This window comes from Streptomyces sp. DI166 (assembly GCF_900091315.1).
Taxonomy (GTDB): domain Bacteria; phylum Actinomycetota; class Actinomycetes; order Streptomycetales; family Streptomycetaceae; genus Streptomyces; species Streptomyces fuscus.
In genome coordinates this window covers 12,239-24,018 of the sequence record NZ_FLSP01000079.1, presented here as the reverse complement: position 1 = coordinate 24,018, position 11,780 = coordinate 12,239, and the positions used below count along the sequence as shown (strand labels likewise).

Annotated in this window: 12 protein-coding genes; 7 read left to right on the top strand and 5 right to left on the bottom strand. The window is 71.1% G+C overall.

What is annotated here, in order from left to right:
• The first annotated feature begins 125 nt into the window (after positions 1 to 125).
• Both radA and disA read left to right on the top strand, forming a co-directional pair.
• A complete protein-coding gene (gene radA / locus GA0115233_RS30250) occupies positions 126 to 1,535 on the top strand; it encodes a DNA repair protein RadA (protein WP_093723498.1) in 1,410 nt (469 codons plus the stop codon).
• 81 nt (positions 1,536 to 1,616) lie between these two features.
• A complete protein-coding gene (gene disA, locus GA0115233_RS30245) occupies positions 1,617 to 2,741 on the top strand; it encodes a DNA integrity scanning diadenylate cyclase DisA (RefSeq protein ID WP_093723497.1) in 1,125 nt (374 codons plus the stop codon).
• A 15-nt stretch (positions 2,742 to 2,756) separates the two neighbouring features.
• Here the strand turns inward: disA and GA0115233_RS30240 are convergent, their stop codons facing one another.
• Both GA0115233_RS30240 and GA0115233_RS30235 read right to left on the bottom strand, forming a co-directional pair.
• Entirely contained in the window at positions 2,757 to 3,578 is an 822-nt protein-coding gene (locus GA0115233_RS30240) for a hypothetical protein (RefSeq protein ID WP_093723496.1), read from the bottom strand.
• A 173-nt stretch (positions 3,579 to 3,751) separates the two neighbouring features.
• Positions 3,752 to 4,324, bottom strand: a complete 573-nt coding sequence (locus tag GA0115233_RS30235; RefSeq protein WP_093723495.1) for a hypothetical protein — start codon at positions 4,322 to 4,324, stop codon at positions 3,752 to 3,754.
• A 209-nt stretch (positions 4,325 to 4,533) separates the two neighbouring features.
• Between GA0115233_RS30235 and GA0115233_RS30230 the strand changes: the two genes are divergently transcribed.
• The 5 genes from GA0115233_RS30230 (at position 4,534) to cseC (ending at position 9,135) form a co-directional block, all read left to right on the top strand.
• On the top strand, positions 4,534 to 5,460 hold the full coding sequence (locus GA0115233_RS30230; protein ID WP_093723494.1) for an A/G-specific adenine glycosylase: 927 nt from the start codon (positions 4,534 to 4,536) through the stop codon (positions 5,458 to 5,460).
• 200 nt (positions 5,461 to 5,660) lie between these two features.
• Entirely contained in the window at positions 5,661 to 6,200 is a 540-nt protein-coding gene (locus tag GA0115233_RS30225) for a SigE family RNA polymerase sigma factor (protein WP_093723516.1), read from the top strand.
• Positions 6,188 to 6,871, top strand: coding sequence for a hypothetical protein (locus GA0115233_RS30220; protein WP_093723493.1), 684 nt, complete (start codon positions 6,188 to 6,190; stop codon positions 6,869 to 6,871). Before GA0115233_RS30225 ends, GA0115233_RS30220 begins: the two co-directional genes overlap by 13 nt.
• 212 nt (positions 6,872 to 7,083) lie before the next feature.
• Positions 7,084 to 7,785, top strand: a complete 702-nt coding sequence (gene cseB, locus GA0115233_RS30215; protein ID WP_093723492.1) for a two-component system response regulator CseB — start codon at positions 7,084 to 7,086, stop codon at positions 7,783 to 7,785.
• A gap of 12 nt (positions 7,786 to 7,797) precedes the next feature.
• A complete protein-coding gene (gene cseC, locus GA0115233_RS30210; protein ID WP_093723491.1) occupies positions 7,798 to 9,135 on the top strand; it encodes a two-component system sensor histidine kinase CseC in 1,338 nt (445 codons plus the stop codon).
• Between the two features lie 49 nt (positions 9,136 to 9,184).
• Here the strand turns inward: cseC and GA0115233_RS30205 are convergent, their stop codons facing one another.
• From GA0115233_RS30205 to GA0115233_RS30195, 3 genes are read right to left on the bottom strand one after another with little or no spacing between them, the layout of a single operon-like run.
• Positions 9,185 to 9,616 carry a VOC family protein gene (locus GA0115233_RS30205; protein WP_093723490.1) on the bottom strand — a complete coding sequence of 144 codons (432 nt, stop codon included), beginning with the start codon at positions 9,614 to 9,616 and terminating at the stop codon, positions 9,185 to 9,187.
• Positions 9,613 to 10,110, bottom strand: coding sequence for a helix-turn-helix transcriptional regulator (locus GA0115233_RS30200; RefSeq protein ID WP_093723489.1), 498 nt, complete (start codon positions 10,108 to 10,110; stop codon positions 9,613 to 9,615). Before GA0115233_RS30200 ends, GA0115233_RS30205 begins: the two co-directional genes overlap by 4 nt.
• A gap of 45 nt (positions 10,111 to 10,155) precedes the next feature.
• Positions 10,156 to 11,712, bottom strand: a complete 1,557-nt coding sequence (locus tag GA0115233_RS30195; protein ID WP_093723488.1) for an MDR family MFS transporter — start codon at positions 11,710 to 11,712, stop codon at positions 10,156 to 10,158.
• Positions 11,713 to 11,780 lie beyond the last annotated feature (68 nt).

The following is an 11,780-nucleotide window of genomic DNA, read 5'->3' as shown; positions in this document are numbered from 1 at the left end:
TACGGGTGAAACGATCCCTCAAACGGGTACAGGAACCCCCGATTCCGCGGTCCGGTCCCGGTCGCCGTGGCCGGTTCGCCCCGGGTGCGCGGGGGATGTCAGTGGGGGCGGTTACCGTTTCGGTCATGGCTGCCCGTACGAAGACCGCCAAGGAGCGCCCGTCCTACCGCTGCACCGAGTGCGGCTGGCAGACGGCGAAATGGCTCGGTCGCTGCCCCGAATGCCAGGCGTGGGGGACGATCGAGGAGTACGGCGCGCCCGCGGTCCGTACGACGGCGCCGGGGCGTGTCACCACGTCCGCGCTGCCCATCGGGCAGGTCGACGGACGGCAGGCCACCGCCCGCCCCACCGGCGTGCCGGAGCTGGACCGGGTCCTCGGCGGCGGTCTGGTGCCCGGCGCCGTGGTGCTGCTGGCGGGCGAGCCCGGCGTCGGCAAGTCGACGCTGCTGCTGGACGTCGCCGCCAAGTCGGCCAGTGACGAACACCGCACCCTCTACGTCACCGGCGAGGAGTCGGCGAGCCAGGTGCGGCTGCGCGCCGACCGCATCAACGCCATCGACGACCACCTGTATCTCGCGGCGGAGACGGATCTGGCGGCCGTGCTCGGCCATTTGGACGCGGTCAAGCCCTCCCTGCTGATCCTGGACTCCGTGCAGACGGTCGCCTCCCCGGAGATCGACGGCGCCCCCGGCGGCATGGCCCAGGTGCGGGAGGTCGCGGGCGCCCTCATCCGGGCCTCCAAGGAACGCGGCATGTCCACGCTGCTGGTGGGCCATGTCACCAAGGACGGCGCCATCGCGGGCCCGCGCCTGCTGGAGCACCTCGTCGACGTCGTCCTGCACTTCGAGGGCGACCGGCACGCGCGCCTGCGCCTGGTGCGCGGCGTCAAGAACCGCTACGGCGCCACCGACGAGGTCGGCTGCTTCGAACTGCACGACGAGGGCATCACGGGCCTTGCCGACCCGAGCGGACTTTTCCTGACACGGCGTGACGAACCGGTCCCCGGCACCTGTCTGACGGTCACCCTGGAGGGCCGCCGTCCGCTGGTCGCCGAAGTGCAGGCGCTCACCGTCGACTCGCAGATCCCCTCCCCGCGCCGCACCACCTCCGGCCTGGAGACCTCCCGGGTGTCGATGATGCTCGCCGTCCTGGAGCAGCGCGGCCGGATCAGCGCCCTGGGCAAACGGGACATCTACTCCGCGACGGTCGGCGGCGTGAAGCTCTCCGAGCCCGCCGCGGACCTCGCGATCGCCCTCGCGCTGGCCAGCGCGGCCAGCGACACCCCGCTGCCGAAGAACCTCGTCGCCATCGGCGAAGTGGGGCTCGCGGGCGAGGTCAGACGGGTCACGGGCGTGCAGCGAAGGCTCGCCGAGGCGCACCGGCTGGGCTTCACGCACGCGCTCGTACCGGGGGATCCCGGCAAGATCCCGCCGGGCATGAAGGTGCTGGAAGTCGCGGACATAGGGGACGCGCTCCGGGTCCTTCCCCGCTCGCGTCGCCGAGAGGCCCCACGGGAAGCGGAGGACCGCCGGTAGACTTTGCCCAGGTCTCGCCCGTCCGTACGAACCGAATGTGCGAAACGGGAGCGCCCCAGAACCTGCGACCGGAGGAGTGCAGTGGCAGCCAACGACCGGGCAGCAGCTCCCGGAAAGGCCGGTGGGAGCTCCGGTGCCGATGGCCTGATGCGCGCCTCACTGAGCGCCGTGGCACCGGGCACGGCGCTGCGCGACGGCCTTGAACGGATCCTCCGGGGCAACACCGGCGGGCTCATCGTGCTGGGCTCGGACAAGACCGTCGAGGCGATGTGCACGGGCGGTTTCGTCCTGGATGTCGAGTTCACGGCGACCCGGCTCCGGGAACTGTGCAAGCTCGACGGCGGCATCGTGCTCTCCTCGGACCTGTCGAAGATCCTGCGCGCGGGCGTGCAGCTGGTCCCGGACCCGACGATCCCCACCGAGGAGACGGGCACCCGGCACCGCACGGCGGACCGGGTCAGCAAGCAGGTCGGCTTCCCCGTCGTCTCCGTCTCCCAGTCGATGCGCCTGATCGCGCTCTACGTCGACGGGCAGCGGCGGGTGCTGGAGGACTCCGCGGCGATCCTGTCCCGCGCGAACCAGGCGCTGGCGACGCTGGAGCGGTACAAGCTGCGGCTGGACGAGGTGGCGGGCACGCTGTCCGCGCTGGAGATCGAGGACCTGGTGACGGTCCGGGACGTCTCCGCGGTGGCGCAGCGCCTGGAGATGGTCCGGCGGATCGCCACCGAGATCGCCGAGTACGTGGTGGAGCTGGGCACGGACGGACGGCTGCTCGCGCTCCAGCTCGACGAGCTGATCGCGGGCGTGGAGCCGGAGCGGGAACTGGTCGTACGGGACTATGTGCCCGAGCCGACGGCGAAGCGGTCCCGCACGGTCGACGAGGCGCTGTACGAGCTGGACGCGCTCAGCCACGCGGAGCTGCTGGAACTGCCCACGGTGGCGAAGGCCTTGGGGTACACCGGGTCTCCGGAGGCGCTGGACTCGGCGGTGTCGCCGCGCGGGTTCCGGCTGCTGGCGAAGGTGCCGCGACTGCCGGGCGCCATCATCGACCGGCTGGTGGAGCACTTCGGGGGCCTGCAGAAGCTGCTCGCCGCGAGCGTCGACGACCTCCAGACGGTGGACGGCGTCGGCGAGGCCCGCGCGCGCAGCGTGCGCGAGGGCCTGTCCCGGCTGGCGGAGTCCTCGATCCTGGAGCGCTACGTCTGAGGCCTCGGCCTCCGCTCAGTCCTTCTCCAGTACGAACGAGGTCTGCGCCTTGCCGAAGCCCGGCGTGGTCGCCTCCACCAGGTACGTCCCCGCGGGGGCGGAGCCGGACGGCGGGGTCGCGCACTCCGGGGCGCTGGGCTTGCGGTCCCACTTCACGGTGTAGGTGACGCTGCTGTCGGCGGCCACGCGGAAGACCAGGCTGCCGGCCGTCTTGGGGCAGTGCGCGGAGGACCAGTAGTCGTCGTCGCTGTCGGCCTGAGTGATCGTCACCACCGTGTTCTTCGGGCCGAGATCGACCTTGCAGTCGCCGCCGGAGGAGTTGGTCGCGGTGAGCTGGAGCCTGGGCGTCTCACCGGGGCCGTAGGTGTTGCGGACGCTGCGCACGGTCAACTTCACCGCGCCCGGCGTGCAGTTGGGCAGCGAGGAGCCCGCGGGAAGCGCGTCGCCGGCGCCGACACCCGTCCCGCCGCCCGTGGCCCCGCCACCGGCGGCACCGTCCGAGCCGGATCCTCCGGGCCCGTCACCGTTCCCGGAGTCGTCGTCCGCACCCGAACCCGAGCCCTCCGAGTCCCCGGAACCCTCGTCCTCCGACTCGTCCCGCCCGCCCGGAGCCTGGCTGATGGCGGGACCGGAGCCGGACGGGCCGGGCGTGATGGTGGACGGCGAGGGATTCTTGCCGTTGCTCCCGTTCGCGTTGTCCTTGCCGCCCCCACCGCCCGAGGCGAGCACCCACGCGATCAGCAACGCCAACAGGGCGACAACAGACAGCAGTACGGCCCTCCGTCGCCAGTAGATGGAGGAGGGAAGCGGCCCGACCGGATTGCGCAGAGATCCCACGGCGCAAACTGTACGAGAGATCGGCGCGTTCGCTTGCCCCACCCGCCGCCCCGAGCCACAACTTTTCCGGATCATCATTCCGGAAACGACCACAACAGCGGGCCGACCCCGCACTTTCCCCCATTCCTGACGGAACGGGGAACTCCACACCGCACAGCGGCCGTTGACCTGTCTTACCCCTTCGGCACGACCCACTCCACGGGCTCGTCCAGACCGGTGGGCGAGTACAGCACGCGCTGGGCGCGGGGGTAGTCCTCCGGCACTTCGAAGAGGATGTTCCCGCGCAGACAGTCACCGCCGCGGATCATGGCCTCCAGCGGATACATGGGCAGGGGCACGCCGCTCCCGCTCACATGGGTGGGCTCCATCCGCGATCCGTCGGCGTAGGCCAGGGACCACGCAAAGGGGGTCACCCCCAGGGCCTTGCCGCCCTTGTTGCACAGCTTGACCTCCGCGAGCACCCACTTCTGCCCGTCGGCCGGAAGACCGGGAGGGCTGGGGACGCCCCGGTCTTTGTGGGCGATCGCGGTGACGGAGAAATCGTGACCGCTCATCGCGATGTCGACGGTGTCACCGAGGGCGTAGCTCTCCCGTCCGGGCGATGGCGACGGGCCCGCCGAGCCGACCCCCGACGGGGCCTCGGGCGCCTTCGCCACGCGCGGCTGTCCGGAGCCGTCGGACGAGCAGCCTGCGATCGCGGTCAGGAGCAGGGTGGCGGCAAGGGCCGCCGTGGCGCGGGCGCGCATGGTCCCCCCAGGTCGTGCGGTCGAGGAGGGCATCATGTGCGGTCCGGGGACGCCGTGTCGGGCATGTGGGCCGGGCGTCCCGCTTACGGGTGAACAACGGCATGCCGGGAGGGCCGTGCCGGACATGGGCGACGACTGCGCCCCGACGGCGGACCCGGTGCGGCGGTCCCCCCGTCCCCCCTGTCCCGCATGGCAGGATCGGGAGGGTCATGACTGCGCCCACAGAGTTCGACGCCCGTCCTGAGTCCCTCGGCGGTGTGTCCAGCGAGCCGTTGCACGTTCCCGTTATCGAGTGGTTCGACGACCATGCGCGTGATCTGCCCTGGCGGCGGCCGGAGGCCGGGCCTTGGGGAGTGATGGTCAGCGAGTTCATGCTGCAGCAGACGCCGGTGAGCCGGGTGCTGCCGGTCTACGAGCAGTGGCTGGCCCGGTGGCCCAGGCCCGCCGATCTGGCCGAGGAGGCGCCCGGAGAGGCCGTACGGGCCTGGGGCCGGCTCGGGTATCCCCGGCGGGCCCTGCGGCTGCACGGGGCCGCGGTGGCGATAACGGAACGGCACGGCGGTGACGTACCGACCGATCACGCGCAGCTTCTCGCACTGCCCGGCATCGGGGAGTACACGGCCGCCGCCGTCGCCTCTTTCGCGTACGGGCAGCGGCACCCCGTGCTGGACACCAACGTCCGCCGGGTCTTCGCGCGAGCCGTGACCGGGGTGCAGTACCCGCCGAACGCCACGACCGCCGCCGAGCGCAAGCTGGCCCGTGAGCTGCTGCCGGAGGACGAGTCGACGGCCGCGCGCTGGGCCGCCGCCTCCATGGAGCTGGGCGCGCTGGTGTGCACGGCGAAGAACGAGTCGTGCCACCGCTGTCCGATCGCCGCGCGCTGCGCCTGGCGGCTCAAGGGCAAGCCGGAGCACGAGGGTCCGCCCCGCCGCGGCCAGACCTACGCCGGCACCGACCGCCAGGTCCGCGGCAAGCTGCTCGCCGTGCTGCGCGAGGCCCACGCGCCCGTGCCGCAGGCGGCCCTGGACCGCGTGTGGCACGAACCGGTGCAGCGGGCGCGGGCGTTGGACGGGCTCGTGGCGGACGGACTGGTCGAGCCGTTGCCCGGGGGTTTGTATCGGCTGCCGTTGACCTGACGACACCGCCAAATCCACCTGTACCGCGACAACTCGGTGTGCCGCTTTACCCGTTTCCTACTTCCGTTACACAACCGACGGACAGCCGATTGCTGGCCGCAGGCTGCTTCGGACAACGCCGTGACAACCCCTCCGTAGCTTCATTCCCGTGCTCGACAGAAGCACAGAGGTAGTCCAACGGGGATGTGGAGGCGGTCAACATGGCGCAGGGCGAGGTGCTCGAATTCGAGGAGTACGTCCGCACCCGGCAGGACGCGCTGCTGCGCAGCGCCCGTCGGCTGGTGCCGGACCCCGTCGACGCCCAGGACCTCCTCCAGACCGCGCTCGTGCGTACGTACGGCCGTTGGGAGACCATCGAGGACAAGCGGCTCGCGGACGCCTACCTGCGCCGCGTCATGATCAACACGCGGACCGAGTGGTGGCGGGCGCGCAAGCTGGAGGAGGTGCCGACCGAGCAGCTCCCGGACGCCTCGGTCGAGGACTCCACCGAACAGCACGCCGACCGCGCCCTGCTGATGGACATCATGAAGGTGCTCGCCCCCAAGCAGCGCAGTGTGGTCGTGCTGCGACACTGGGAGCAGATGTCCACGGAGGAGACGGCCGCCGCCCTCGGCATGTCGGCCGGAACGGTCAAGAGCACGCTGCACCGGGCGCTCGCCCGGCTCCGCGAGGAGCTGGAGAGCCGCGATCTGGACGCACGCGCGCTGGAGCGTGAGGAGCGGGAGCGGTGCGCGGCCTAGCCAACAAGGCACCCGACGCGGGGCCGGAACCGGCCCGGGGAACCCATCAGGCGGTGATCACGGCGCTGGCCGTGTTCGCCGCCCTCGCCCTTTTCATGTCCGGCTGCGGCACCGGCGGCACCGGCGCCCGCGACGAGGGCCCGGCCCGCGACGAGTCCGGAGCGGGCGCCGCCCTCGCCGCCTCCCCCATGGCGTCCCCGCTGCCCTCGGCCAGCGACCGCCCCGGGCAGGCGGAGGTGATCCGGCTGATCAAGGCGGACCCTCAGGTGTCGGCCGAGGTCAAGCGCGGCCTCCAGCCCTGCACCGCCGACGAGTACCCGATCGACACCTCCTTCGGCGATCTCACCGGCGGCACCGCGCAGGACGTCGTGGTGAATGTGCTGACCTGCGGGGACGGCGTCGGGATCGGCTCATATGTGTATCGCGAGCAGGACGGCTCGTACGAGAATGTGTTCCAGGCGGAGGAGCCGCCGGTCTACGCCCAGATCGACCGCGGCGATCTGGTGGTGAGCAAGCAGGTGTACGAGAAGGGCGACCCGGTGTCCAGCCCGTCCGGCGAGAACGTGATCACGTACCGCTGGAACGGGACCCGCTTCAACCAGGAGTACTTCTGGCACAACGACTACGGCGCCGTCGTCGGCGATCCGCCCTCGCCGGTGCCGGAGGCCTGAGCGCGGTGCCGGGGACACGGGGCCGGTTCGGCGCCGGCGGTGTGACCGACGCGGGCGGTGCGATGCGCAGCCGCCGGTGTGATTCGGTGCCGTCGGGGTGAACCGATCGGGCCCCTCCGACCGATCTCCTGTTGAAAGCCGATGACAGACGTTGATAGACGCTGACAGACGCTGAAAGCCCACCACTAGCCACGAGGACTGAGAGCACCGGGATGGCAGACCAGACCCACGTTCTGTTCGTCGAGGACGACGACGTCATCCGCGAGGCCACCCAGCTCGCCCTGGAGCGGGACGGTTTCGCGGTCACCGCGATGCCCGACGGCCTGTCCGGCCTGGAGGCGTTCCGTGCGAACCGGCCCGACATCGCCCTGCTGGACGTGATGGTGCCCGGCCTGGACGGCGTCAGCCTGTGCCGCCGGATCCGGGACGAGTCGACCGTGCCGGTGATCATGCTGTCGGCGCGGGCGGACTCCATCGACGTGGTGCTGGGTCTGGAGGCGGGCGCGGACGACTACGTCACCAAGCCGTTCGACGGCGCTGTGCTGGTCGCCCGTATCCGCGCGGTACTGCGCCGCTTCGGGCACGCCAACGGCGCTCAGGCGGAGGAGGCGGGGCAGGGGTCCAGCGGCGGGGTGCTGACCTTCGGCGAGCTGGAGATCGACACCGAGGGGATGGAGGTGCGCAGGGCCGGTCAGCCGGTGGCGCTCACGCCGACCGAAATGCGGCTGCTGCTGGAGTTCTCCGCCGCGCCGGGCACCGTGCTCTCCCGGGACAAGCTCCTGGAGCGGGTGTGGGACTACGGCTGGGGCGGGGACACCCGGGTCGTGGACGTCCATGTGCAGCGGCTGCGCACCAAGATCGGCCAGGACCGGATCGAGACGGTCCGCGGCTTCGGCTACAAGCTCAAGGGCTGAGCGGGACCGGGCATGCGGGGGTTCTCCTGGCGCCGCGCGGATCTGCGCGCGGCCGATATCCGTACCGGGCTGAAGTGGAAGCTCAGCGCGGCCATCGCGCTGGTCGGCGCGCTGGTGGCGGTGGCGCTGAGTCTGGTCGTGCACAACGCCGCGCGGGTGTCCATGCTGGACAACGCGCGTGACCTGGCCGCCGAGCGCATCCAGATCGCCCAGCGCAACTACGAGCTGTCCGGCCGCCCGAACTTCCCGAACGTCAAGGTCGACGACCCGAACCTGCCGGAACCCCTGCGCGAAAAAGTCAGACAGAAGCGGCGGGCGACCTACGTCACCGACTCCTCGCGCGGCGGGCCGGACATATGGGCGGCCGTGCCGGTACAGGACGGGCGGGTGCTGTCCTTGCACAGCGGGTTCACCGACCGCAGCACCGACATCCTCAACGACCTCGACCAGGCGCTGGTGATCGGCTCCATCGCGGTCGTCCTCGGCGGCAGCGCGATCGGCGTGCTGATCGGCGGTCAGATGTCGCGCAGGCTCCGCAAGGCGGCCGTCGCGGCGGGTCAGGTCGCCAAGGGCGAGACGGAGGTCCGGGTGCGGGACGCGATCGGCGGGGTCGTACGCGACGAGACCGACGATCTGGCGCGGGCGGTGGACGCCATGGCGGACGCCCTCCAGCAGCGCCTTGAGGCCGAGCGCCGGGTGACCGCCGACATCGCGCACGAGCTGCGCACCCCGGTGACCGGGCTGCTGACGGCGGCGGAGCTGCTGCCGCCGGGGCGGCCGACCGAGCTGGTGCTGGACCGGGCGAAGGCGATGCGCACGCTGGTGGAGGACGTCCTGGAGGTGGCCCGGCTCGACGGGGCCTCGGAGCGGGCAGAGCTGCAGGACATCATGCTGGGCGAGTTCATCACCCGGCGGGTCGCGGCGAAGGACCCGGATGTCGAGGTGCGGGTCGTGCACGAGTCGGAGGTCACCACCGATCCGCGGCGCCTGGAGCGGGTGCTGTTCAACCTGCTCGCCAACGCCGCCCGGCACGGCAAGCCGCCGATCGAGGTCACCGTGGAGGGCCGGGTCATCCGGGTCCGCGACCACGGCCCCGGGTTCCCGGAGGCGCTCCTCCTGGAGGGTCCGAGCCGCTTCCGCACCGGCAGCAGCGACCGGGCCGGGCGCGGGCACGGTCTCGGCCTGACCATCGCGGCGGGCCAGGCCCGGGTGCTCGGCGCCCGCCTGACCTTCCGCAACATCCGCCCGGCCGGCGCCCCGGAGGGCGTGCCGGCGGAGGGCGCGGTGGCGGTGCTGTGGCTGCCGGAGCACGCGCCGACGAACACGGGGAGCTATCCGATGCTGCCGTGACGGTGCGTCGGACGGCGCGTCTGACGGTGGCTTGGACGGTGCGTCGGGCTCAGAACGGCTTGGACATGTCGAGCTGTTCGCTGCGCTCGGTCAGCGAGTACCAGTTGCCGTTGTCGTCGCGGAAGATCGCCTCGATGCCGTACGGGCGTTCCTTGGGCTCCTGGATGAACTCGACGCCGCGTGCCTTGAACGTCTCGTAGTCGCCGCGGCAGTCGTCCGTACGGAAGGCGCCCGCGCCGATGACTCCCTTGCCGACCAGGGTCTTCAGCGCCTGGGAGGACTCGGGGTCGAGGCCCGGGCCGTCCAGGCTCATCAGGGCCAGCTCCACGTCCGGCTGGTCCTTGGCGCCGACGGTGACCCAGCGCATGTCGCCCATCGCGACCTCGCTGCGCACCTCGAAGTCGAGCTTGCCGGTGAAGAAGTCCTTCGTCCGCTGCTGGTCGAAGGACCATACGGTGGTGATGCCCAGGCCCTTGATCATGGTTCCGCGCTCCTGTCCTGCGGGCTGCTTTCCTCGTCACCGTAGGCAGGGGCGGGGCCGGGGCGCTTCTTCAAAGTTGCGGAGTCTCTTCCGGCGCCGGGGGTGCGGGGAAACCCGCCCGCCCAGAGCATCGCGTAGCACCCGGGGATCAGGGACGCGCCCCGGCCCACGTGCTCGGCCCGGTACGCGCTCGGGCTGAGGCCGGTGCGGGCCTTGAACCGCGCGGAGAAGGTGCCGAGGCTGCTGAAGCCGACCAGATGGCAGATCTCCGTGACGGACAGATCCGCGCCGCGGAGCATCTCCTCGGCCCGCTCGATCCGCCGGTGCGTGAGGTACTTGCCGGGGGTCTCGCCGTACGCCGCCCTGAAGGCCCGTACGAAGTGGTAGCGGGAGTACCCGGCGTGCGCGGCCACGGCGTCCAGATCGAGAGCGGGGTCTGCCCACTCCCGATCCATCGCGTCCTTGGCCAGGCGCAGCTGCCGGGTCCGGTCCATGTGCCGATGGTGGCACGCGGTACTGACAGCGACCGGGGGAGCGGTCTACGCCGCCGGTGCCGCTTCTTCCTTCGGACCGCTGCCCTTCAGCGCGACCTCCTTGACGAACACCGCGGCCACCAGCGAGGCCACCGCCACCACCGCGCCGAGCAGGAACGCCGAGTGGATGCCGGAGGAGACGGCGTGCTGGTAGGCCTCGCGCACCGCGTCGGGCAGCTTGGCCAGGCTCGCCGCGTCCAGTTGCGCGGACTGCTCGGTGACCTCGGCGCCGAGGGATCCGGCGCGTTCGGCCATGACGTCCTGGACCCGGTTGTTGAAGAGCGCTCCCATGATGGCGACGCCGAAGGAGGAGCCGAGGGTGCGGAAGAGGGTGGTGGTGGAGGAGGCGACGCCCATGTCCTTCATCTCCACGCTGTTCTGCGCGACCAGCATGGTGACCTGCATCAGACAGCCCATGCCGAGACCGACCACGGCCATGAAGACACCCGAGGTGAGGCGCGAGGTGCCGGTGTCCATGGTGGACAGCAGGTAGAGGCCGACGGCCATCAGGGCGCTGCCGAGGACGGGGAAGACGTAGTAGCGGCCGGTGCTGGTGGTGACCCGGCCCGCGACCATCGAGGTCACCAGCATCGCGCCGAGCATCGGCAGGAGCAGCAGCCCGGAGTTGGTGGCGGAGGCGCCCTGCACGGACTGCTGGTACAGCGGCAGGAAGAGGGTGGCGCCGAACATCACGAAGCCGACCAGGAAGCCGATGACCGACATCAGCGTGAAGTTGCGGCTGCGGAAGATGTGCAGCGGCACGACCGGCTCGGCGGCCTTGGTCTGCCAGAAGACGAACCCGACGAGGGCGGCGACCCCGATGCCGATCAGCTCCATGATCCGCGCGGAGGTCCAGGCGTACTCCGTGCCGCCCCAGGTGGTGACGAGCACGATCGCGGTGATGCCGATGGTCAGCAGCCCGGCGCCCAGGTAGTCGATCCGGGCCTGCGCCCGCTTCTTCGGCAGGTGCAGGACCGCGCTGATGGCGAGGAGGGCGACGATGCCGAGCGGGAGGTTGATGTAGAAGGCCCAGCGCCAGCCCCAGTGGTCGGTGATGGTGCCGCCGACCAGCGGACCGCCGATCATCGCCAGCGCCATGACGCCGGCCATCATGCCCTGGTACTTGCCGCGCTCACGGGGCGGGATCAGGTCGCCGATGATCGCCATCACACCGACCATGAGGCCGCCCGCGCCGAGGCCCTGCACCGCGCGGAAGCCGATGAGCTGGCCCATGTCCTGGGCCATGCCGCTGAGCGCGGAGCCGATCAGGAACAGCACGATCGAGCTCATGAAGACGCCCTTGCGGCCGTACATGTCGCCGAGCTTGCCCCACAGCGGGGTGGAGGCGGCGGTGGCGAGGGTGTAGGCGGTGACCACCCAGGAGAGGTGTGCGAGTCCGCCCAGCTCGCCCACGATCGTCGGCATCGCGGTACCGATGATCATGTTGTCGAGCATCGCCAGCATCATGGTGATCATGAGCGCGAGGAGCACCACCCGCACGCTCCTCGGCCGTTTCTCCGGTATCGCGTCGGCGATCTGCGCCTCTGCCTGGGCCTGCGCCATGACTCCCACTCCCCGTCTACTTACTTGCCGCCCGGCTAGTTACTACACTGCAGGAAGGTAGATGCGTA